Source organism: Corynebacterium sp. MSK047, from assembly GCF_030232285.1.
In the GTDB taxonomy this organism is placed as follows: domain Bacteria; phylum Actinomycetota; class Actinomycetes; order Mycobacteriales; family Mycobacteriaceae; genus Corynebacterium; species Corynebacterium jeikeium_D.
This window is the reverse complement of the sequence record NZ_JASPJI010000007.1, coordinates 52,082-75,333: the sequence shown is the minus strand read 5'-3', so window position 1 is coordinate 75,333 and position 23,252 is coordinate 52,082. Positions and strand designations below refer to the sequence as shown.

Genomic DNA, 23,252 nt, shown 5'->3' with positions numbered 1-23,252 from the left:
GTGTCAGTTGGCTGAATATGGGTTTGTTAGGCCATTATGGGACAGTGACTAAGAAGGAAACGAGGACATATTTCCCGCGGCGGGGGATTCTCGCTGCGGTTATTGTGTCAGTTGCGATCATTGATCAGCTGACCAAGATTATCGCTTTGAAGACTCTCGATGGCCGTCCTGCGGTGCAGGTGATCGGCGATCTCTTCGAGTTGCGGCTCGTTTTTAACCCCGGTGCAGCCTTTTCCTTTGGCACGAACGCCACCTGGGTTTTTACTACGTTGCAGCTGGTTTACATCCTGGCTGTGATGTGCTTTTCCCATTGGTTGCGCAGTCCTATATCGGCGACTGCGGCGGGGCTTATTGCTGGTGGTGCGCTGGGCAACCTCATCGATAGGCTGTTTCGGGAACCCGGTTTCTACGTCGGCCACGTCGTCGATTTCCTGTCGGTTAAGGGTTTTGCCGTATTTAATATCGCGGACTCCGCGATTACAGTGGGCGTTATTATCCTCGTTATCTGGATGGTTTTTTCCAAGGAGCCGGATCTCTTCGCTGATCAGATTGCAGCGGAGAAGAAATCTTCCCAGACGGATCATAAGCAGTCGGCGGAGGGAGGACAGCAGTGAACGACAATGCAGTAAATACCGGTGCAGCACTCGGGGGAGCGCACCAGCCCGACCGAGAAACCCGGCAGATGCCCGTTCCACCGGGCTTGGCCGGTATGCGGGTAGACGCCGGTGTGTCTAAATTGCTGGGACTCTCGCGCACCGCGGTGGCTGATTTGGCAGCGGCTGGGGACATCACGGTCGATGGCGTGAGCGTTGGCAAGTCCGACCGACTGGAAGAAAACGCTTTCCTCTCTGTGTTGTTACCGCCGGTGGAAAAGCCATTGGTTCCCAAAGAAGAACTCGTCGAGGGCATGGACGTGCTCTACCACGACTCCGATTTGGTGGCTGTTCACAAGCCTGTCGGTGTGGCCGCACATCCGTCGGTCGGTTGGGAAGGCCCAACGGTTATCGGCGGACTGGCGGCTGCTGGTTTCCGCATTTCTACCTCCGGTCCGCCCGAGCGAAAAGGCATCGTACATCGCCTCGATGTTGGCACCTCTGGCGTGATGGTTGTCGCCTGCTCCGAACGGGGCTACTCCGTGCTCAAGCGGGCGTTCAAAAACCGTGAGGTGTCCAAGACCTATCACGCTCTGGTTCAGGGGCATCCGGATCCGCTGTCGGGGACAATTGATGCGCCGATTGGCCGTCACCCTTCGGCGGGTTGGCGCTTTGCCGTCCGCCAGGATGGCAAGCATGCTGTGACGCACTACGAAACGCTTGAGGCCTTCGCCCCAGCAACGCTGCTGAAGGTGAATCTAGAGACTGGGCGCACGCACCAGATTCGCGTGCACTTCTCTGCGCTGAATCACCCATGCTGCGGCGATCCCATGTACGGTTCCGATCCGGCATTGGCCAAGCGGCTGGGGCTCAACCGCCAGTGGCTTCACGCGGTCTCGCTTGGTTTCCACCATCCGGCAGATGGACGCTGGATGGAAATCGAATGTCCATACCCAGATGATTTGAACCACGCATTGGAAGTTTTGAGGCAGAGCGCATGACGCAGACCCCATCAGGATCCAAGAACCCACCACGCCGTGAAACTCGTGCGAAAAGCACTGGTGACGGCAGTATTTCGCCAGTGATGGCACTGATCTCTGGTTTCTGTGTTGTCATTTTGGTGATTGTGTTAGCAGTCGCTTCGACCTCCGATCGGGTAAGCAAGCCGCAGAACCTCAACGGCGATGCGCTCGGCCCGGACCCGTGGGAAGCAACCGAGCAGTACGTAGAGCGTGCCGACGAGTCCCTCGCGAATATGAAGAAAGAGGACTACCGGCTAAAGACCGGCCAGCCAGTCGTGGAGGACCCGAAGTTCTGGGCGATGGTGACTTTTGACCGGCTGCTCGATGCGCAAGAAGCGGCACAGGTCTATGAAAAAGAGCCCTCTCTGCGAGTATCGACTGCAATCATCGGCGGTGTGAGCACCCGGTATTTGCCGCAGCCGAGTAAAACAGCGAGCGAAGAAAAGCTGCTGCAAGATCAGCTGGAGTTAGCGGCTGCTTACGCAGACGTCGCGATTGACGACGAACGGCTCGGCTTCAACGGTTTACTGGTCTATGGTGACGCTGAATCGTTGATGGATGTCAAGAAAATGCCCGATGTGAAAGCTGTCGAGGCGCTGCCGTCAGATGCGGCGCGTGGCCGTTTTGGTATTCGCCCGGTGCTGAGTTCCGGCTTCACGGATAAAGATCCGCTCTTTGCGCCGGGGCTGAGCCAGAACTAAGCGGCCAGACCTAATAGAAGCCAGGACTAAGCGGCCAAGTCCAAACGACTAGGATGAAGCGGCTAGAACTCTGCTGCCAGTACGCAGTCAGTTTCAACAAGAACGAAAAGGAGTCAGTCAACAGTGATTCAGGCATTCGGTGCGTACCTTTTGTGGGCGCTGTTTCCGCTCTATTTCCCCTTGCTGGAACCAGCAGGGGCCGTAGAGATTTTGGCGCACCGATTCGTCTGGACCCTTGTCTTTATGGTCATTGCCCTCAGCTTCATGCGCGCATGGCCAGAGCTGAAGGCCGCGAGTGCCAAGACCTGGGGCACTATTTTTATTGCCGCACTGTTGATCTCCGTCAACTGGGGTGTGTACGTCTACCTGGTCAACAATGGGCAGGTGGCGGAGGCTGCGCTCGGCTACTTCATCAACCCGCTGGTCAGCGTTTTGTTGGCGATGATTTTCTTCCGTGAAAGCATCTCGCGGTTGCAGCTCGGCAGTGTCATCCTGGCAACCATTGCGGTCATTGTTCTCACAATTGGTGTGGGACATCCGCCGTTGGGTGCGCTGGCGCTGGCGTTCAGTTTCGGTTTTTACGGACTAATGAAGAAGCGGGTATCGCTTTCCTCCGCAGCTTCGCTGACGGCCGAGTCCGCCGTAATTACACCGATTGCGCTGGCATACATCCTCTGGTTGACCTACAACGGGCAGAGCACCTTTACCTCCGAAGGAACTGGTCACGTGCTGCTCATGATGAGCGCCGGTGTTGCTACCGCCATTCCGTTGCTTCTCTTCGGCGAAGGTGCCAAACGCCTGCCGCTGGCCACCTTGGGTCTGATGCAGTACCTGACTCCAGTTCTCCAAATCACCCTGGCAGTCACTGTGCTGGGCGAGGAGCTCGAACCGGAGCGCTGGATCGGATTCTTCATCATCTGGGGTGCCGTCGCGCTGTTCATCTGCGATCTCATCCTGAAGATGCGGCGCCAGAGGCGGGTACGCCGGGAACTCCACAAGGCCGGTGTTGAACCGGCCGCGGTTTCCGACGATGCCGCCGACCAGACGGATGGGGCGGTTACCCGGGACGTCGTAAAGCCGGCAGATAATTAGCAGAAAAGTTCGCGTAGGTGCTCGTTGAGGAAGATTCCCTGCGGGTCGACCTTTTCCCGTAGTGCCTGGACCTCGCCGAACAGCGGATAACGTTCCGCGAAATCCTCCGTGCGAAGCGTGTGCAATTTGCCCCAGTGTGGGCGACCTTCGTGGGCCTTGAAAATCGGCTCGATGAGGTTGAAGTACTCTCGGTAGTTTTCCTTCCAGTAGCGGTGGATGGCGATGTAGGCACTGTCGCGACCGTACGCAGTGGACAGGGCCACATCATCGGCTTTCGCGGAGCGCACCTCGATGGGGAAGGAGACTTTCATCCTCTTGCGGGCAATCGCGTCGCGGATTTCCCCGAGGACATCGGAAGCGGCCTCGAGCGGGACGGAGTACTCCATCTCGGAGAAACGCACTCGGCGCGGCGAGACAAAGACCTTGTGCGCCTCATTGGAGTAGCGGCGCTCTGGCACGGTGTTGGTGGCAATCCGGTTGATGGTATCGGTCGTAGCGGGAATGGCCTTAGCAATCTCGCAGCACGCCAAGAGTCCCATGTTGTTGACGACTTCGTCGTTAAGATACGTACGCGCGCTGCCCAGGCGCTGCTTCAGGCTATTGCGGCTCGGGCGGCGGTGGCGCTGCGGTTCAATGCGAGTATTGTGCTTGACCAGCGTCTCGCGCTGTCCCGGGAACCAGAAAAACTCCAGGTGGTCAGCTTCTTTGCAGCGCTCGGCGAAACTCTTGCGCAGGGAATCAAACTCTTCGCGGTGCTCGTCGGCGTGCAGATCAAACGCTGGCACGACGGACATCGTGACCTCCGTAAGCACGCCGAAGACACCCAGTCCCAGCCGGCCGAGGCGGTAGAGCTCGCCGTCGATTCCCTCAGCGTCCGGATGGCAGTGCCTGACGACGCCATCCGCGGTGACAATCTTGAATCCTTTCACGGTGCCTGCGAAGCCGGTGAATCCAAGCCCGGTGCCGTGTGTGCCAGTAGAGATAGCACCGGCCAGCGACTGCGGATCGACATCGCCCTGGTTGGGAAGTGCCCAACCGAGCGGGCGCAGAATACCTGGAGTGTCGCGCAGGCGAGTGCCGGCACGCAGCGTGGCGGTCTGGTTGGCGGCGTCGAGTTCGACCAGACCAGAGCAGCGGTCGAGTTGAATGCGGTGCCCATCGGTGGTGGCCACGGAAGTAAAAGAATGACCGGCCCCCAGCGGGCGCACCGTAGTCCCTTCGGTCTTCGCCGCTTTAATTACCGAGATGACGCCCTCATCATCGTGCGGCTGATGAGTGTAGGACGGGGTGCACGATTGCGTGTGCGCCCAATTGCTCCAATGCGAGTTGGCGACGGCTTTCGCCTGCGCACGCCGACGTACGCGTGGTACTCGGGACTCAACTGTAGAGACTGTGAAGCGGGCGTTGTTGTGTGAATTGCTCATGTGAAGATCAATCCCTTTCCTCGGTACGTGGGCCAGTGGGCGATGATGGTGCCATCTCGAACTGCAATGACTTCTTGTGTGTGCTCGGCTATTTCGCCGGCCTTGGCGTGGCGGAACCACACGGGATCTCCCAGCGAAATTGCGTCGGCGGTCTTGCCGAGCAGCGGAGTCTGCACCTCACCTGGTCCTTCCTCTGCCGCGTAGCGCAGGCCAGTGGGGTACCAGGGCGTTGGCAGCCGGTCAGCTCCTGCCGGTCCAGAGGCAATTCGACCACCGCCGGACACCGTGACCACGCCCTTCTTAGGACGTCGCGTCGCCGGCAACACAAACCAGGACGCCGGGCGCAGATTGAATGCACGATAGTTATCGAAGAGGGTTGGTGCCAGGAACCCCGACCCCGCCGCTGCCTCGGTGACTGCGGCCTCGGCGCACGTCGACTCCAGCGACCCCGTGCCACCACCGTTGACAAACTCCAGCGGCCCCGCCACTTTCTCGACTGCAGCGACAATTTTCTCGCGGCGCTTTGCCAATTCCTTCTTTGAGACGGCCTGCATCACTCGAATTGCGCGCGCACGCAGGGATTTTCCGGCATCGCCCACCCCGGCAATGTGCCCCTCATACATCATGATTCCGGCCAGCTGCAGCTCCGGACGGGCAATAATCTGCTTGGCAAACGCCGCTGCCTGCTTCGGCGAGAACAGGCTTGAGCGCAGCGTACCGATATGCACGCCGGGGAGGGGACGAAAGGATGCGTCGACGTCCATACACACGCGGATTGGCGCATTTTCGCTTGCCGACGACGCCAGCGCCTCTAGATGCTCGGGACGGTCAACCATGACGCAGATGGCGGCACGCGCTGCATCATCGTCGGCAAGCTCTGAGATAGCGCGGGCGTCAAGAGTTGGGTAGGCGACGACGATGTCGTCACTAATGCCTTCTCGGAATAGGTACAGCGCCTCTGCCAGTGAATATGCCAGCACGCCCTGGAAACCGGGGAAGGCCAGGGCGTGCGAAATAAGCTGTGGAATGCGAATCGATTTCGAGGCCACGCGGATAGGCATCCCGTTTGCACGGCGGAGCATATCGCGGGCATTGGCTTCGACCGCCGCGAGGTCGACGACGACTGCAGGAAGGGAAGTGCAGTTAAGCAGCGTGTCGGTAGCTAGTGGCGGGCGGGCTGTCTGGGACGTCTGCGGCGGCAGCGCCTCGGGTAAATGAGACGTCGGTGTCGGAGCCGGGCGGGATGTACCCGAGGACTCCGGGGCAGAAGCTCGAGAAAGTTTCATGCCCTAAAACGTAATCATTGAAAACCTGTACTGTCTTTGATTTTGAAAAGAAAGTCAGAATTTTCCAGGTCTGCGCTTTTTTTAGACCAGCCAGCTGTAGCGGGCGGCATCCATGTTGGAGGTGATGACATCGCCATCGATGAGGTAGCCGGCGGCAACGGGGCGGCGGTCGATGGTTGCAAGAACCTCGTCAAGCTCGGGCTTGGGGAAGTAGGTGAAGTGGCCATCGGAAAGTGGTGCGAACACTGTATTGCTCCTTTGGTTCTTTGCTTGAGGGCAGTGTGTTTCTCTATGGCCGCGAGGAAATATGAGGACTTCCTCACGAACCGTGGTGTTGAGTATTGTCAACTGGTTTTGAAAAGTAAAGGAAAAGTAAGAGTGATGTTGCACACGTCTTTAGCTATAACTGTGCAGGCATAAGGGGCTGCTTCATTTTGGGTGTTCGAAGGAATCTTGTTCAGTCCGGGGGATTGTCTACAATCTGGACTCATGGCTAACTCCTCCTTCGTGCACCTCCACAATCACACCGAGTACTCCATGCTCGACGGTATGGCGAAGATTGATTTGCTTGCCGACGAGGTTGCGCGACAGGGAATGCCTGCGGTCGGTGTCACCGACCATGGCAATATGTTTGGCTCGAATGCGTTCTATCGGCAGATGAAGTCCAAGGGCATCAAGCCAATCATCGGCATTGAGGCATATATGGCGCCGGAGAGCCGTTTTAATAAAAAGCGCATTCAGTGGGGTGAACCGCATCAGCGTCGAGACGACGTCTCGGGTCGTGGCTCCTACTTGCACCAGACCATGTTGGCTGCGAATGCGCAGGGCCTGCGGAACCTGTTCTACCTGTCGTCGATGGCGTCGTATGAGGGACAAATTAGTAAGTACCCGCGTATGGATGCCGAGTTGGTGGCAGAACGCGCCGAGGGCATTATCGCGACCACTGGTTGCCCGTCGGGTGATGTGCAGACGCGTCTGCGCCTGGGGCAGTTCGACGAGGCTCTGCAGGCCGCCGGGATGTGGCAGGACATCTACGGCAAGGAAAACTACTTCCTTGAGCTGATGGATCACGGGCTGGATATTGAGACCCGTGTGCGCAGTGAGTTACTGGAGATTGGCCGGAAGCTGAACCTGCCGCCGCTGGTTACGAATGACTGCCACTATGTCACCCGTGACCAGGCCAAGGCTCACGAGGCCATGCTCTGTGTGCAGACGGGTAAGACGCTCAATGACCCGGACCGTTTTAAGTTCGACGGTGACGGCTACTTTATTAAGTCCGCCGAAGAAATGCGCGCGACCTGGGATCACCTAGTCCCGGGTGCCTGCGATAACACGCTGCTCATCGCAGAGCGCGTCGAGGACTACGACGAGCTGTGGGAGGAGCACCCGCACGATCGCATGCCGAAGGCGGACGTTCCGGAAGGGGAGACGCCGACGACATGGCTGCATCACAACGTGATGGAGGGGCTGCGCAAGCGCTTTGAAGGGCGCGAGGTACCGGAGGAGTACATCCGGCGCGCGGAGTACGAAATTGAGGTTATTGACGGTAAGGGCTACCCGTCGTACTTCCTTATCGTTGCGGAGTTGATCCGCCATGCCCGTGAGGTGGGCATCAAGGTCGGTCCGGGGCGTGGTTCCGCTGCCGGTTCCCTGGTTGCATACGCGACGTGGATTACCAATATCGACCCGATTGAGCACGGTCTTCTCTTCGAGCGATTCCTGAACCCAGAGCGTCCGTCCGCGCCGGATATCGATATCGACTTCGATGACCGCCGCCGCGATGAAATGATTCGCTACGCCGCCGATCGCTGGGGCGAAGACAAGGTGGCGCAGGTGGTCACCTTCGGTACGGTGAAGACCAAGCAGGCTCTGAAGGACTCGGCGCGTGTGCAGTTCGGTCAGCCGGGTTACCAGATTGCAGACCGCATTACTAAGGCGCTGCCACCTGCGATTATGGCTAAGGACATTCCGCTGAGCGGTATCGTCGACCCGGAGCACCCTCGCTACGGCGAGGCCGCCGAGGTCCGACAGCTTATTGAAACCGACCCCGATGTGGCTCGAATTTACGAGACAGCCCGTGGCCTCGAGGGCGTCGTTAGGCAGACCGGCGTGCACGCCTGTGCCGTGGTGATGGCGTCGGTGCCACTCTTGGATCACATCCCGATGTGGAAGCGACAGGCTGACGGCGCGATTATCACTGGCTGGGACTATCCGGCGTGTGAGGCCATCGGTCTGTTGAAGATGGACTTCCTGGGTCTTCGAAACCTGACGGTTATCGGTGACTGTATTGAGCACATCAAGTCCAACCGAGGCGAGACAGTTCTGCTCGATGACCTTCAGACCGATGATCCAAAGGTCTATGAGCTCCTGTCACGCGGTGACACCCTCGGCGTGTTCCAGCTCGATGGTGGCGGAATGCGTGAGCTGCTCAAGCGCATGCAGCCAACGGGCTTCGACGACATCGTGGCATCGCTGGCGCTGTACCGTCCGGGGCCGATGGGTGTGAACGCGCACTTTGACTACGCGGATATTAAGAATGGTCGCAAGCCTTATAACGCCATCCACGCGGAACTGGATGAGCAGCTGAAAGAAATCCTGGAAGAAACACACGGCCTGATTGTGTACCAGGAGCAGATCATGAAGATCTCGCAGAAGCTGGCGAATTACACCGCGGGCCAAGCAGATGGTTTCCGTAAGGCCATGGGTAAGAAGAAGCCCGAGGTGCTGGCCAAGGAGTTCGTGAACTTCGAAGGCGGCATGTTGGAAAATGGTTTCTCTAAGGATGCTGTCCAGAAGCTGTGGGATATTATTCTGCCCTTCGCTTCGTACGCGTTTAACAAGTCTCACGCGGCGGGCTACGGCCTGGTGTCCTACTGGACCGCGTATCTGAAGGCCAACTACACCGCTGAGTACATGGCGGCGCTGTTGACCTCGGTGGCGGATGATAAGAACAAGCTGGCTATTTATCTGTCGGACTGTCGCCACCTTGGCATTAAGGTGCTGCCGCCGGATGTCAATGAGTCGGGTATGGACTTCGAGCCGGTCGGTGAGGATATTCGCTTCGGCCTTGGCGCTATCCGCAACGTCGGCCATGATGTGGTCGCGTCGATTGTGAAGACGCGCGAGGAGAAGGGCAAGTTCACGTCGTTCTCGGACTATCTGGACAAGATTGAGACGCTGCCGTGTAACAAGCGCATCACCGAGTCGCTGATTAAGGCCGGCGCTTTCGACTCGCTGGGGCACCCACGAAAGGGCCTTGCGCTCATTCACGAAGAAGCCATTGACTCGGTGCTGTCGACCAAGAAGGCTGCAGACAAGGGACAGTTCGACCTGTTTGCGGGCTTCGGTGGGGAAGAGGACACCGGATCGGAGAGCATCTTTGAAATCCGTGTGCCGGATGAAAAGTGGGATCGCAAGCACGAGCTGACCCTGGAACGAGAAATGCTGGGCCTCTATGTCTCCGGTCATCCACTCGATGGGTTCGAAGAATCGCTGGCCGCGCAGACCGATACCGCTTTGACCACGGTCGTCGGTGGGGAAGTCGCTAACAACACCGAAATCACTATTGGTGGCATTGTCTCTAGCGTTGACCGTCGCGTGAATAAGAACGGTCAGCCCTGGGCGATTATCGGTATTGAGGACCACAACGGCGCGCGCGTGGAAGTCATGGCTTTTGCGAGGACCTACGCGATGATTGCCACCAGCATTGCTGAAGACGCCATTGTGCTTATTCGTGCTCGCGTTCAGTACCGCGATGACCGCATGAGTGTGGTCTGTGATGACCTGAAGCTGCCGGATCTTGGCCGTAATGGCTCCACTTCGGCGCCGCTGCGTTTGACCATGCGCACTGATCAGTGCACTCCGGAGATGATTGCCAAGCTGAAGTCAGTACTGCTGGACAACCCAGGCGACTCCGACGTTTACCTCAAGCTTGTCGACGGCGATTCCCACACCACTTTGGTTCTCGGCGAGCACTTGCGGGTTGACCGGGACGCCAGCTTGATTGGTGATCTGAAGGCGACGATTGGGGCCAGCATTTTGGGGTAGCTTATCGTGGCCCTGATTGTCGCAACCGGTTGTATGACCGAGTAGAGTCATAGCTCATGAGTGAGAATTCCGTGCCTGCTTCCCAGACCGAACGCCGACTTGTCCACGCGGCCGATATTCAGATTGCGCAGGCACGAATTTCTTCGGTTATTGCGGCCACTCCGCTGCAGTTCAGCCCACGTCTTTCCGAAATCACCGGCGCTAAGGTATTCCTCAAGCGGGAAGACCTCCAGGACGTGCGCTCGTACAAGATTCGCGGTGCCTACAACGCCATGGTTCAGGTCACCGACGAAGAGCGAGCAGCAGGCGTCGTTGCGGCATCTGCAGGAAACCACGCTCAAGGCGTGGCATATGCCTGTCGTCAGCTGGGTATTAAGGGGCGCATCTATGTGCCCAATGCCACGCCGAAGCAGAAGCGCGACCGTATCGCTTACCACGGCCGCGATGCCGTTGAGATTGTCGTTGTCGGGGACTCCTTCGATGAGGCCGCCGCTGCTGCGCGTGCTGACGCACAGCGCACTGGTGCCACCATGGTGGAGCCATTCGACTCCTTCAACACCATCGTCGGACAAGGCACTGTCGCAGCTGAAATTATTGCGCAGCTCTCCGGTCAGGGGTTGACTCTGGATACCATCTGCGTACCGGTCGGTGGCGGTGGTCTGCTCAGCGGTGTCACCTCTTACCTGTCGGATATGTCGCCGAACACCCAGGTCATGGGTGTGGAACCTGCGGGTGCGGCCTGCATGCGCGCAGCCCTGGAGAACAACGGCCCGATTACGCTGGGGCACACCGATCCGTTCGTCGATGGCGCCGCGGTGGCCCGTTTCGGTGACCTGCCATGGCACATTCTGGAGGCCAACCGCAACCGCGTTCATCCGATGATTGCGCCGGAGGGCGCGGTCTGTGAGGCGCAGCTGGATCTCTATCAGAACGAAGGGATTATCGCTGAGCCGGCCGGTGCGCTGTCTGTGGCAGCTCTGGAGCAGATGCAGTTTGAACCGGACGAGGTTGTTGTCTGCATCATCTCGGGCGGTAATAACGACGTGTTGCGCTATGCCGAGATCATGGAGCGCTCGCTGGTCTACCGCGGCCTCAAGCACTACTTCCTGGTCAACTTCCCGCAGAAGCCCGGCCAGCTCCGCATGTTCCTCAGCGATGTTCTCGGCCCGGATGACGACATCTCGCAGTTCGAGTACCTCAAGCGCAACAATCGCGAAACTGGCGCGGCTCTTGTCGGTATTGAGCTACGTCGTGCCTCTGACCTCGAGGAATTGCTGGCACGCATGGATGCCTCGCCGCTGAAGTGCCGCCGACTGGTACCCGGCACACCAGAGTATGACTTTTTGACCTAGACTTGCTGGGTCCAGCTGGGAAACCTCCGAGGAAGTCCTCCCAGCTCCGTTAATTAAATGAATCTTTTCGAGCAAGCTTTGTAGCGAAGGGGAGCGTCCACCCACTATGACTGGGGCAAGCAGTGTCGACCAGGGTGTCCGAGTGGAAAATACCGTGATTGTCGAAATGTGGCTGGCTGCCGCAGAGCAGGACCTGGCCACCCGGATTCCGGGTCTGCTGGAATCCGCCACACAGGCCAAAGTTGAGCCACTGTTTGTCTGGTCAGGGCTGGCGATGGACGAGGTTGAGCGTATCGACCGCTTCCTGGGAACGCTCCTGGCCCATCATCTGGCGGGTGGTACTGCTGCCGATATTGAAGCTGCGAAGAGTGTCGTTGACAATCACCCGCTGGTCACCCTTGCCTCGCTGGTAGGACGCGCCGCGCGTGTTGCGTCGGCAAGCGAAATGTGGCTGGACTGGCCTGCGGCTCTGCAGTTGGATCCAGACGCTGACACTACCGGCGCGCTCGTCAAGCACCTCGCCGCCGCAGTGCCGACAATGCTGTCCAATGCTGGTTTGCCTAACGACGTCGACAGCAACCAAGCCGACGCGGATCCGCTGCAGCGGGCAGCGCAGGTGCTTTTGCTGCACGCGGGAGTGCAGCTGTCAGTGATGCCACTGATTATCGAGCGCTGCGAGGAACTTGCCGGGGTAGCGGAGCTATCCGACCCTTCATCAAATGACTTGGTACAGGCGCTGTCGAAGGTTCACCCGCTGCTCGAGGAGCTGCTGACCGAAATCGCAGAGGCGGAAGATGGTGTCTACCCGCTGGCGCTGCGGCAGTTGGCCAGGACGGCACCTCGTCAGGCACACAAGTTGTTTAAGGCAACCCTCGGCTACGCCATTGCCACGGCTGCCGATCCGGCCAACTGGGAGGCCCGGGAAGAACTCGGCCAGCTCGATGCGGGGCTGCCGCCCATGCTGGTGGCCGCTGCGCGTGAAGAGCTGCGTATGCGTCCGGCGGGTACTGCGAATCGTCGTGAAGCGGTGGGCGTGGTGGCAACGACCGGCCGCCCGCAGCTGTACTTCGATGAGCTGACGCAGACCGTTGGCGTACAGCTACCGACGCCGCTGGATCCGGCGGGACGGACCTGGCGTGTCACCTTCGGCGGCACGGTAGCAACGACGCCGGTGGTGGGCCTGCAGGATTCGCTGCCGCGTCCAGTGGTGACCATCGATGAGCCGGTGCGCGATGTGCTGGTGGAAATCGGCGATGAGAAGCACTGGCGAGTCCCTGCGATTAGCACTGAGGACCCGATTCTCATTTTCGGTGCCGACGGTCAGTCGGTCACAGACAAGGTCTCGCTACACTCGACGTCCGCTACGGTGGTCTACCCGGTTGATGCCACGCTCGTTGACCCCGTCACGGGTGCTGAGGTGCCATTGCTATCGGACCCGCGCCCATTTAACTGGGAGTTGTGGCAAGTCGCTGAGATCGATCTTCGCGATGTTCATGCAGTTCAGGTTCGTCGGTCTGGGGCGGCAGGCGAGGTTCGCTCGGCATCACCGCAGCGTCAACCGCGAATGACCATGCCCCACGCGCGTCTCGACGGCACGGTGTCTGCCTACGGCACCCCGGTTTACGCCGGTGGTCCGGTCGCTGTGTTCCCGCCGACGCTGTCCGGTAAGGACGAGTCCTGGCGCGCCATCGTCACCGATTTTGGTGGCTATGGTGCGTTTACCACGGATTCCGTCATGGTCTATGACCTCGAGGTGCCCGCCGCGGGTGGCGAGGTTGAGATCCTTACCGATGACGATTATCCGTGGGTCGGCGAGTTCGTGGTTCGCCTGGTCAATCCGCGTGGCCGCAGCTTCCAGAAGCACTTCGCCATTGCGGAGCAGGCGGACCTCACGATCACTTACAGCGGTGGTGGTGACGGCTTCCGCATCCCAACCATCGACGGTCTGAGCCCCGCTGACATCCGCGTTGTCTCCGGCGACAAGCCGCTTGACGCCGAGCCCGCTATCGTGCGCCTCGGGGCGGACGAAGTCACAGGTACCGTCGAGCTTTCCACCGAGGAGGGCGCATGGCTGCAGTTGCAGGTCACGCCAGGAACGCTGCAGTTTGAGGTTCCGCTTGCCGACGAATCCGTCGCCCGCCGCACCACTACATTGGTCACCCGCCCGAAGCGTGTCGATGCCTTCGGCAAGATTGTCGTCAATGCCCCGGGCGAGCTGCGCCATGCGCATATTGCAGTTTCCAGCGGTGAGCGCGACATCTGTCGCGTCCCCATCAAGCGTTTCGGCGATACTGGCTACGCGGAGTTCGGCAAGTTTGCCGACCGTATCTCCCTGCTGAAGGCCCTGCGCATCAGTTTGGACTGGACACGTGTGACGGGACGGAAGCGCCTGTCTGTACCACTGGTGGAGGCTTCCTCCCGCGATGCCATCCGCCAGATTTCCTTCAACGATGAAGCCACTGACATCATCGAGGTTGATGTCGCTGACGATGTTTCGCACTTGCCGATGACCCTGTGGCTCTGGGCCGCCGGTCAACCGTGGCGCGAACCCGTCGCCCTGGAAGTCGTAGAGGGCGAATGCGAGCTTCCCGCCGAACTCCGCGGCCTCGGCCCATTCGTCGCGCAGGTGACTCTCGGTGTGGAAAAGGAACGCCACCCGCAGTGGCCGGCGGCCGGGTCGACCATTCTGAATCATGTCGATGATGCAGAGGCTATCGACCTCGATGGCGAGGACACCGATCCCGTTGCTCGCGCGCAGGAACTGTGGGGCGAGCTAAATCAGGATCAGCTCGCACGTTTGTGGACGCTACTGGCGACCTTGCGCGCTGGTCGTGCAACCGACATGGCGCAGGCGAATCCGCTGCTGGCCGCACCTAGGTTGGGTGCGATCTTGTGTGCCGAACCACGCGCCGGACTGGCAGCGTTGAACCGTTCAGTCATCGCGCTCGACGATCAGCCGGGTATGTTTATCGCCTCCGGACTCGTGCTGGGAGACTTCAGCGCTACTAAGCCAGTGCCGGGGCGTCGCCGTGTGCCGTGGCTCGGTGCATTGGCAGCATTAGCGGATCTCACTGATGAGAGCGTGGACCGTTCTCGTCAGCTGGATTACCTGCGCACAACTGGTGGCCAGGGACTGCTGGACATTGCTGCCAGCGGCCAGGACACCACCCTGGAGTCCGCTACTATCGACCAGAGCTCGGTGCAGATTACCTCGCTGCCGGAAGCACAGGCCAGCGCTATTCTGTCGCAGGTCTTTGATCCTTACCGCATGGTCCCGGGTCCGCTGACCGACGATGACGCTCGTTTCACGGCAATCTATGAAGTGGTACGCAATCGTGCTGAGATTGTGGAATCCGGTGTCATGACCCAGCTTGCCGCCGCCTCTCGAGTGTTGTTTAAGACGGTGTCGAAGGCGTCTCCACGACTGCGCAAGGCGGTCAATGTGCGCTTCCACAAGCTCGACGGCATCGATGCGGATGATCCTTCGCTGCACTGGACTCTGGTGCCGGGAACGTCACTGCTTATTGCAGTGGCTGCCCGCGTATTGGCTCGTACTCAGGCTGAGAACTCTGATGCCAGTGTCGCCGCTGTCCGTGAGCTGATTCCGATGTGGGCTCAGCTGGCGGACCTGGTTCCGACGTTGGTGATGAGCGATATTCTCATCGCAGACGCGTTGGTGGCTCACGTCCTCCACGGTGATGTCACCGAGTTGCCGTGGCCAGCACCCGAGCAGGGTGCGGCGGATGAGGAAGAGTCCGACACCGAGGCTGAAAGTCCGGCTGACTAGCTGAGCGAGACGACAGCGTAGCCCCACGCTGGAAGCGAGATTTCGGGACCGGCAGCTTCGTCATTGACGATGCTGGCTGCTGCGTCTTCAAAAGTGTGCAGCAGGTGGGCGGAACCGAACTCGGAATCCAGGCTGACGCTGGTTTCGGCGTCGGAGAAATTCGCCACCAAAGCGACAGTTTCAAAGGCATCCGAGTTCCGGGCACCCATTTCGCGCTCATCCTGGCTGCGCACAACGACGAGGCAACGATTGTCCTCGTCATACTCAGTCACCACAGATGCCGACCAGGGAGTGCGAAGCGGCGGGTGGGACTTCCGCAGCGCGAAGAGATCGCGGTAGGCCGCCAGAATAGTGGCGTGCGAGCCCTCCGAGACCTCCTGCCAATTGAGCTTCGAGTGGTGGAAGGTCTCTGGATCCGATGGGTCGGATACCTCCTTCGGATCCCACCCAGCACGGGCAAACTCACGTAGGCGTCCCTCGCGCGTGAGCCGCTGCAGCTCCGGATCTTCATGGGAACAGAAGAAAGCAAACGGGGTAGAGGCGCCCCATTCCTCACCTTGGAAGAGCATCGGGGTGAAAGGACTGCAGGCGATAACTGCTGCCTTTAAAACCTGCTGCGCCGGAGTGAGGTTCATCGACGGACGGTCACCGACAGCGCGGTTTCCCGTTTGATCATGTGTGGTCGTGTACGTTACGAAAGCATGCATGGGCTGTACAGACAGGTCGAAGAGACGACCATGAGTGCGACCACGGAACGTCGACATTGTGCCCGTATGCCAGAAGCCAGTTTCCAAAGCACTAGCTAGCGCTTCCACCGACCCAAAGTCTGAGTAGTAGGCGTGGTCCTCGCCAGAGACCAGCGTGTGCAGTGCATGGTGGACGTCATCATCCCACTGAGCGTTGAGGCCAAAGCCACCTGCAGCGCGCGGGCGGACCAAACGCGGATCATTCTGGTCGGACTCTGCAATCAAAGAACGCGGAATACCAGTCTCGGCTGCGACAGTGTCTGCGACAACCTGCATCTGCTCCAGAATGTGGAATGCCCCCTCGTCATGCAGGGCATGGACCGCGTCCAGACGAAGACCGTCGACGTGGTAATCCACCAGCCATTGGCGCACTGCATCCAAAATATACGCACGCACCTCATCAGAGTTGTCGCCAGTGAGATTGACAACCTCACCCCAACCCGTCGAACCACCAGCGGTGTAGGGGCCGAAAAATCCCACATAGTTGCCGTCTGGACCAAAGTGGTTAAAGACCACATCCAAGATGACAGCCAAACCCTTTCGGTGGCACGTATCAATCAGCTTCTGTAGACCCCGCGGGCCACCGTAGCCCTCGTGCACGCTGTGCCAGGACACACCGTCATAGCCCCAATTACGGTCACCACCGAAAGGCTGCACTGGCATCAGCTCAATATGTGTTACCCCCAGCTCAATCAGATGGTCTAGATGTTCCACCAAACCTTCGAAATCACCAGAATCGCTGAAGGTGCCCACATGCAGCTCATAAATCAGACCTCCTGGAAGAATCCGGCCCGACCAGGCCGAGTCCTTCCACTTATAGGCACCCAGGTCAACGACCTCGGAGAAACCATGCGGACCATCCGGCTGCGACTGGGAACGCGGATCTGGCAGCGGTATTGTCCAGTCACCGACAGCAGGGGAGGAGCCGTCCCCCGATTCGTCGTCAGGCGCGCCGTATCCCGCATGTGCCCGCAGCGAAAATGCGTAGCGATCCCCCGGTGTGCGAGCCACATCAGCTTCAAACCAACCAGAGTTGGCGCCGTAGTCATCGGTCGCGTCAGCGATGGGATGCATATCAAAAATCGCTGGCGCGTCAGGATTGCCCAACAGCAGACGGACTTCGGAAGCGTACGGGGCCCAGACTCGGTAGTTGCTCATGGGCACCATGGTAGGTCAGTCAGCGGATGGGCACAGGGAAACGTTTTCGAACACCGCGGATTCGAGGGGAGTCAAAGGTGAGGTCGAGAAAAGTACCGAGCGGCGGTGATTGGGTGTGCACTAAGCCCATAGGCAACAATGGACACTATGACCACCGAGCCATCCACTTCGACCGAAGCGACGCAGAATCAGCGTGACATCGAGCTGATTGTCCCCGCCGACGGTGACATCGTCACGAATGAAATCGAGATTAAGAAATCTCGCTTCATTACGTGGATCGCGCGTGCCGACGACGAAGACAGCGCCCGAGAGGTCATCAATTTGGCCAAGGCGGAGTACCCGGATGCTCGCCACCACTGCAGCGCATACATTCATGAGGTCGTCGGAGGGAATCGGGTGGAGCGATCCTCAGATGACGGTGAACCTGGTGGCACGGCAGGGCGCCCGATGCTCGATGTGCTCCAGGGCTCTGGAATGACGAATGTCACCGCCGTAGTGATCCGCTATTTTGGCGGCATCAAATTAGGCACGGGTGGGCTTGTGAGGGCCTATTCGGATTCGGTCTCAGAGTGTCTAGAAAAAGTCACACGCATGCGACGCGTGCAAAGAGCCTTGAGGGTAGTGAGTGTCTCCGCCGCAGATGCCGGTCGCATCGAAGCGGAATTGCGTGCTCGTGGTTATGAGATCGTGGAAACGCGGTGGGGCCAGAACGTGGAGTTTTCCATCGCGGTGACTGCCGATGGGATTGCCCAGCTTGACGGCGAAATGCAGGCGCTGACTAAGGGAGCTAGCGAGCCGTCTACGGACGGTGGCGAAATCTGGTGGGAGCTGCGCGCTTAACAGCCACTAACCCTGGTTCGGGGATTCCTCGCCGTTGTGTGCGCCGCGATGGCGCTTGAGAATTTCCACCAGCTCGTCCTTATTTTCCGCAATCTTTTCTGGCCGACCGAAAACGCAGACCGCCGCGACAGTAGCACCGTCTTCCTCCACTGCGATAGAGACACCGTCAACGCCACCGCCTTCGGCAATACCCGGGGCAGCACAGACGCCGGTCTCAGCGATTTCCCCGGCCTGGCGGAGGAAATCATCCACATAGACCTGGTCTTCCGGCCGCGCGGAGTTCAGGTAGGACCACAGTTCGCGCTTTTCAAACCGACTCATCAAAACCCAACCTGCAGAGGTGCGCAACAGCGAGCGCGGCAGGAAGTTCTCCGTCAGGTACTGGTAGCGCATGGATTCACCGACGGTTTTGAGGTAGAAAAGCTTGCCACCAACCGGCAGTGCCAGCACGGTAATCAAGCCAGTTTCGTTGTGAATCGCCTCGAGCTCAGCCGTCGGAACGTTGACCATGCGACGACCGGCCATGACATTGAGCAGAAACGGCGCCATGCCGAGCGTGTAACGCTTGTTGGACTCGTCAAGGTAACCTGTCACAGTCAGACCGTTGACAAGGCCCTGCGTGGTACTGAGCGGATAGTTCAGCGTGTGGGCGATGTCAGTGAGGGTTAGACCTTCGTTAGAGCGCGCAACGAGTTCGAGGATCGCCGCAACGCGGTCGACCATGCGGTGGCGGGGGCGGACAGTTTCTGTCATAGGACTAACACTAGCAATCAACCTACGCCATTGTGTTAATTACCTACCCAAATAGGAATATCTAGCAGGTTAGCTATGGCCGTAGAAATTTTTTCCGAATTGTACGCCCTATCGACCTATGCGATGCGTCAGGGCGACCAGAACGCTCTAATATGTACTCCATGAGCTATCTTCAGCCCCAACCTCAGAACCCCATTGAGCTCCGTAAGAACGCGGTGCGAAAGTACTCCCGCAATGCCGTTGTATGGGCAGGCAGCGGTGTCGTCGGCGGTGCAGTGCTCGGACTTCTAGCCGAAAGCATGTCCCTATTCCTCATCCTGGCAGTAGTCGGCCTGGTCGGTGGTTTTCTCAATTGGCAAAAGGTTCAGCGGATTGTGAACTACAAGGATCCGCAGTAAATGCCTGCTCAGCAGCAATTGTCTACCGAACCAGTGCGTATCGATGCCTGGATTTGGGCGGTCAGGTTGCTGAAAACTCGCTCATTGGCCGCAGATGCGTGCCGTGGCGGCCACGTCAAAGTCAACGGCGAAGCCGTGAAACCCTCAGTTCTGGTCGTCCCAGGGGACAGAGTGCGACTGTGGGCAAACCACCGCGAACACATTGTTGAGGTCACCAAGACGGTGAAGAAGCGGGTCGGAGCTCCGGTGGCCAGGCAGTGCTATATCGACCACTCTCCGCCACCGCCTCCGAGGGAGATTCTCGCATCGATGCCGACGCGCGATCGCGGTGCCGGGCGGCCTACGAAGCGCGATCGCCGTCAGCTCGATCGTCTTCGGGGACGTCGCTCATAGGCATCCCGGCCTCCGCTAGTTGCTGCAACCGTGCGCGCAAACGGGCTGGTCGACGCTTCGGGTTATGGCTGGTATCCGCAGTGGCCTTGATGTGCTTTTCACCGCGAGCCGCTAGTAGTAGGTCATCGATAACACGCACATGGCCTGGGTTAAAGCGGTACTTCATGGCCTTGCTTACCGCACTGAGGCGCTGCGGATTAAGTAGCTCTCGCAGCTGCCCGACAGTGCGGATGCCATTGCGCTCCAGCAGTTCTTCTGCCCAGCCGTAATGCTCTGATTTCGATCGGGGCGCATCTGGAAGCAGCATCGTCAGCACGCCGGGTAGGGTTTCCTCAGTCACCACAATGTCATCGGCTGTGGTCTTTGCCGGAGCTGAGGGCTGTTTGCCCTCTCCCTGCGCGGAATCGTCCGGCGTGGATTCCTCCAGCACGGCAACGACTTGGTCGAACTGCTGATCCGCGAGCTCAATAAGGCCAGCGGCCAGCGCAAAAGCTCGATCAATCCGCGGGTCTGTCGCTCCCTCAGGGGCCTTGTAGCGAATATCGTGCTCAAACTCCGCCCACGCATGCTGCAGCACAGTGCGCAGTTGCACCTCAAACTGCATATCCGCATATGGAGCTAGCTCTGACGGCGCCGCCGTCGACACCTTGCAGATCAAGTGCTGGGAGCCGTATCCCAACCGGCCGCTGATTCGTGTCTCCGCGGTTTTGTCAATCCTACGCAGCACAGTCAGCGAATCTCCCAGCGCATCCATAATCGCGGGAATCTCCGTCGAATGGTACGTGGTTACACGCACGCCGATGATGTCGTGGATACCGTGCCACGGGTCAGGGTAGACGTAGTTGCCGTCCGCTTCACGACGCAGGGCCTTCTGCCGCAATGAGCGGAAAGACTTCACCCGCGCCGTGACATTGTCAAAGGCCAAACCGGCATCGGAGAGAATCTCTTTAATCGCATCGACAAAGTCCTGCGCGGCAGTGGGGTGCCGAGTTGCCCACGAGTCGTACTTCGACTGCAGCGCACGTGTAACCTCTCGATCCTCCGCCAACTGAGCCTTGCGGGTCTGCTCGCGGGAACCGTCGGCAAGCGAATCCTTCATTCGATTAATCGTCATCGTCCTCGCGTACCAGCAGTGCTACTGGGAAGGAGCTGAACAGAGAAGCCACGGCGATGGTGCCCGACCAGGTATGGCCGGTGAAACGGTCGGTCCAAAACCCCTTGGGAAGTGTCACTGTAGTGTCGCCCCAACCGCCTTCGCGCTGCAGCCCGAGCGGACGGCGCGTCACCAGCGCGATAACATCTTCCGGCTCGCCCTTCGGTCCACGTGCTGCACCGACCAAATGACGCTCGCCGACACCCACGGCGAATACTGGCTGGTAGGCGCCGCCGACGAAGGACTCCGGACGCTCTGCACGCAGCTTCACTCCGTGGTGAGTCACCATCAGCTTTGCGACGTCCGCATCGGCATCCGTAAAGTCCTCCGGCAGCTCAGCTGGGTGCTCTGGACTCTTAGTTACCGACGTGACCTCATCGCGAGCAACCTTATCCAGCGCCGCGACGCGCGCATCGTAGTCGACGAACCGGCGGTTGTCAGGATCAACCAGGGAGTCCTCTGTGAACTCCGTCCCCTGGTAGGTATCGGGGATGCCGGGGCCGACAAGCTGGAGGAGTTTGCGCGACAGAGACGTGGTCAGGGCAGCTGGCGCAATGGAGCGGACGAACTCTGTGATGGAGTCGGTCAGGGGGCCGTCGAGAAGCGCGTCGATCCAGCTGCGGATGCCGAGTTCGAACTCCTCGACCGGCTCCGTCCAGGAGGTGTGCACATCTGCCTCGCGGATGGCCTTAATGGCGTAGTCGTGGAGGCGTTCACGCAGTTCATCGGTAATCACGCCGTCGGTCGGCCAGACTCCGATGATGTTCTGCAGCAGGAAGTAGCCGGTGGCATCGTCCGGGGCGGGGGTGATGGCCATCCAGTTGCGGACATTTTCAGCCCAGTCGCCGGAGACATCGGAGAGCTGGAGAATGCGGGCGCGGACATCTTCGCCGCGCTTGGTGTCGTGCGTGGACAGCGTGGTCATGGTTCGTGGCCAGAGGCGAGCACGTTCCGACTGCAACAGGTGGAACTCCGCCGCAGACATGCCGTAGCGACCGAGATCACCGCCGACTTCGTTTAGGCTGATCAGGCGGCAGGCACGGTAGAAGGTGGTGTCTTCGACACCCTTTGCCATGACCGCACCACAAACCTGAGCGAACCGCGTGGCGGCCTCACCACCGGCTACCAAACCTGCCGAAATGAGGTCGAGGGCAAAGACACGCGAGGGGAAACGCGCTGCCATTTCACCAATGACCGTGGAAGCCACTCGCGACAGGGAGACATAGTCCGAACGGTAGACAGGCATGGCAGCGACCAGCTTGCAGATGGTGTCGATAAGTACCTCATCGCTGACGCTGGTACCGCTGATAGACCAGTTATCGCGGCGCAGGGCACGTGCTAGACGACGGACTTCTGCAGCCAACTCGTGCGCTGCGACATCGTGTTTGAGAGCCTGCGCAGTTGCCTGCACGGCAGTTTTGTCCCAGGTTGAGCCGGACTGCTGCAGAGCCAACATACTCATGGCGTCTCGGGAGTCGCGGTTGACGAAGACATTGTCGAACTCACGCAGGGCGTCGTAACCCGTGGTGCCGTCAACCTGGAGCCTCGGATCCAGTGGCTCTTCGGCACCCAGAATCTTCTCGATAACCAGCCACTTGTCATCGCCGAGTAGACGGCGCAGCTCACTGAGGTATCCGAATGGGTTGCTGAGGCCATCCGGGTGGTCAATGCGGACACCGTCAATGATGTCCGCAGCTAGCAGCTCGCGGATGATGCGGTGTGTGTGCTCGAATACCACCGGGTTTTCCTGGCGGATGCCGGCCAGGCCGTTGACGCTGAAGAATCGACGGTAGCCAATGACCCCGTCCTTCCAGTACATCAGGCGATAGGCCTGGCGATCATGTACTTCCTGCGGGGTGCCGTCCTCGGTGCCGGGGCGCACCGGGAATGTGTTGTCGTAGTAACGCAGAAGTGGCTCGTCGCCAGAGGTGTCGAGCTCCAGCTTGTCGATATCCTCCGGGGATCCCAGAATCGGCAACCCCATCTTGCCGTTGGCACCGTTGTCCTCGTGCCAGTCGATATCGAAGTATGGCTCGAACTGAGAATCCTTGCCATAGGTCAGAACGTCCCACCACCAGGCATTGAGCTTGGGCTCCTCAACACCGAGGTGGTTCGGTACCAGGTCGATAATGATGCCCAGACCGGCCTTGTGCGCCACCTGCGCGAGCTTCTGCAGCTCTTCCATGCCGCCGAGCTCCGGGTTCACTGTCGTCGGATCGATGACATCGTAGCCATGGTTAGACTCCGGTACGGCGGTGAGGATAGGCGACAGATACAGGTGTGAAATTCCGAGGTCTGCCAAGTAGCCGACCTGTTCAGCCGCGTCAGCGAACGTGAAAGCGCGCCCGTTTGGGTCGGCCTTGGGGCCACGGAGTTGGAGACGGTAGGTGGACGTAATTGGTCGGCGACTCATGTTCCCCTTTATACCGCCCACCAGGAAAAGCTGCTGCCTGACCGCTGTGGCAGCAGCTAGCCCCAGAGTCTGCACCCGCCGTCCGAATGCGGAT

At 59.4% G+C, this 23,252-nt stretch carries 17 protein-coding genes; 10 read left to right on the top strand and 7 right to left on the bottom strand.

Features of this window, described 5'->3' with window-relative positions:
- The first annotated feature begins 44 nt into the window (after nt 1-44).
- The 4 genes from lspA to rarD all read left to right on the top strand — a co-directional run bounded on the left by lspA (nt 45) and on the right by rarD (nt 3,408).
- A complete protein-coding gene (gene lspA, locus QP981_RS04235) occupies nt 45-614 on the top strand; it encodes a signal peptidase II (RefSeq protein ID WP_284857474.1) in 570 nt (189 codons plus the stop codon).
- A gap of 68 nt (nt 615-682) precedes the next feature.
- Nucleotides 683-1,594, top strand: a complete 912-nt coding sequence (locus QP981_RS04230; protein WP_284857500.1) for an RluA family pseudouridine synthase — start codon at nt 683-685, stop codon at nt 1,592-1,594.
- On the top strand, nt 1,591-2,316 hold the full coding sequence (locus QP981_RS04225; RefSeq protein WP_048734791.1) for a hypothetical protein: 726 nt from the start codon (nt 1,591-1,593) through the stop codon (nt 2,314-2,316). The genes QP981_RS04230 and QP981_RS04225 overlap by 4 nt, the downstream gene beginning before the upstream one ends.
- A 123-nt stretch (nt 2,317-2,439) precedes the next feature.
- Complete coding sequence (rarD, locus tag QP981_RS04220) at nt 2,440-3,408, top strand: EamA family transporter RarD (RefSeq protein ID WP_284857475.1); 969 nt, start codon at nt 2,440-2,442, stop codon at nt 3,406-3,408.
- Here rarD and QP981_RS04215 read toward each other — a convergent pair.
- The 3 genes from QP981_RS04215 to QP981_RS04205 form a co-directional block, all read right to left on the bottom strand.
- The gene (locus QP981_RS04215) at nt 3,405-4,832 is read right to left on the bottom strand and encodes a D-arabinono-1,4-lactone oxidase (RefSeq protein ID WP_284857476.1); all 1,428 of its coding nucleotides are present in this window, start codon (nt 4,830-4,832) and stop codon (nt 3,405-3,407) included. The genes rarD and QP981_RS04215 overlap by 4 nt on opposite strands.
- Nucleotides 4,829-6,118, bottom strand: a complete 1,290-nt coding sequence (locus QP981_RS04210) for an alanine racemase (RefSeq protein ID WP_284857477.1) — start codon at nt 6,116-6,118, stop codon at nt 4,829-4,831. Before QP981_RS04210 ends, QP981_RS04215 begins: the two co-directional genes overlap by 4 nt.
- A gap of 81 nt (nt 6,119-6,199) precedes the next feature.
- Nucleotides 6,200-6,364 (bottom strand): hypothetical protein, encoded by a 165-nt coding sequence (locus QP981_RS04205; RefSeq protein WP_016422979.1) that lies wholly within the window; start codon nt 6,362-6,364, stop codon nt 6,200-6,202.
- 243 nt (nt 6,365-6,607) lie between these two features.
- Between QP981_RS04205 and dnaE the strand changes: the two genes are divergently transcribed.
- From dnaE to QP981_RS04190, 3 genes are all read left to right on the top strand, one after another.
- Complete coding sequence (gene dnaE, locus QP981_RS04200; protein ID WP_016422978.1) at nt 6,608-10,165, top strand: DNA polymerase III subunit alpha; 3,558 nt, start codon at nt 6,608-6,610, stop codon at nt 10,163-10,165.
- Nucleotides 10,166-10,221: 56 nt separating this feature from the next.
- Nucleotides 10,222-11,517, top strand: a complete 1,296-nt coding sequence (gene ilvA / locus QP981_RS04195) for a threonine ammonia-lyase IlvA (RefSeq protein ID WP_049190440.1) — start codon at nt 10,222-10,224, stop codon at nt 11,515-11,517.
- Nucleotides 11,518-11,623: 106 nt separating this feature from the next.
- Entirely contained in the window at nt 11,624-15,304 is a 3,681-nt protein-coding gene (locus tag QP981_RS04190; protein ID WP_284857478.1) for a hypothetical protein, read from the top strand.
- On the opposite strand, the gene treZ is transcribed toward QP981_RS04190, so the two are convergent.
- A complete protein-coding gene (gene treZ, locus QP981_RS04185) occupies nt 15,301-17,217 on the bottom strand; it encodes a malto-oligosyltrehalose trehalohydrolase (protein WP_284857479.1) in 1,917 nt (638 codons plus the stop codon). The two genes, QP981_RS04190 and treZ, sit on opposite strands and share 4 nt — an antisense overlap.
- Nucleotides 17,218-17,346: 129 nt before the next feature.
- Here treZ and QP981_RS04180 point away from each other — a divergent pair, with 129 nt between their 5' ends.
- Nucleotides 17,347-18,048 (top strand): YigZ family protein, encoded by a 702-nt coding sequence (locus QP981_RS04180; protein ID WP_181895421.1) that lies wholly within the window; start codon nt 17,347-17,349, stop codon nt 18,046-18,048.
- A gap of 6 nt (nt 18,049-18,054) precedes the next feature.
- Here the strand turns inward: QP981_RS04180 and QP981_RS04175 are convergent, their stop codons facing one another.
- Nucleotides 18,055-18,801 carry a helix-turn-helix domain-containing protein gene (locus QP981_RS04175; protein ID WP_016422973.1) on the bottom strand — a complete coding sequence of 249 codons (747 nt, stop codon included), beginning with the start codon at nt 18,799-18,801 and terminating at the stop codon, nt 18,055-18,057.
- 152 nt (nt 18,802-18,953) lie between these two features.
- Between QP981_RS04175 and QP981_RS04170 the strand changes: the two genes are divergently transcribed.
- Nucleotides 18,954-19,199 carry a hypothetical protein gene (locus QP981_RS04170; protein WP_256886859.1) on the top strand — a complete coding sequence of 82 codons (246 nt, stop codon included), beginning with the start codon at nt 18,954-18,956 and terminating at the stop codon, nt 19,197-19,199.
- Nucleotides 19,200-19,592 carry an RNA-binding S4 domain-containing protein gene (locus QP981_RS04165; protein WP_080969602.1) on the top strand — a complete coding sequence of 131 codons (393 nt, stop codon included), beginning with the start codon at nt 19,200-19,202 and terminating at the stop codon, nt 19,590-19,592.
- Here the strand turns inward: QP981_RS04165 and QP981_RS04160 are convergent.
- Both QP981_RS04160 and treY read right to left on the bottom strand, forming a co-directional pair.
- Nucleotides 19,540-20,706, bottom strand: coding sequence for a GTP pyrophosphokinase (locus QP981_RS04160; protein WP_284857481.1), 1,167 nt, complete (start codon nt 20,704-20,706; stop codon nt 19,540-19,542). The genes QP981_RS04165 and QP981_RS04160 overlap by 53 nt on opposite strands.
- On the bottom strand, nt 20,696-23,158 hold the full coding sequence (gene treY, locus QP981_RS04155) for a malto-oligosyltrehalose synthase (RefSeq protein WP_016422970.1): 2,463 nt from the start codon (nt 23,156-23,158) through the stop codon (nt 20,696-20,698). The genes QP981_RS04160 and treY overlap by 11 nt, the downstream gene beginning before the upstream one ends.
- Nucleotides 23,159-23,252 lie beyond the last annotated feature (94 nt).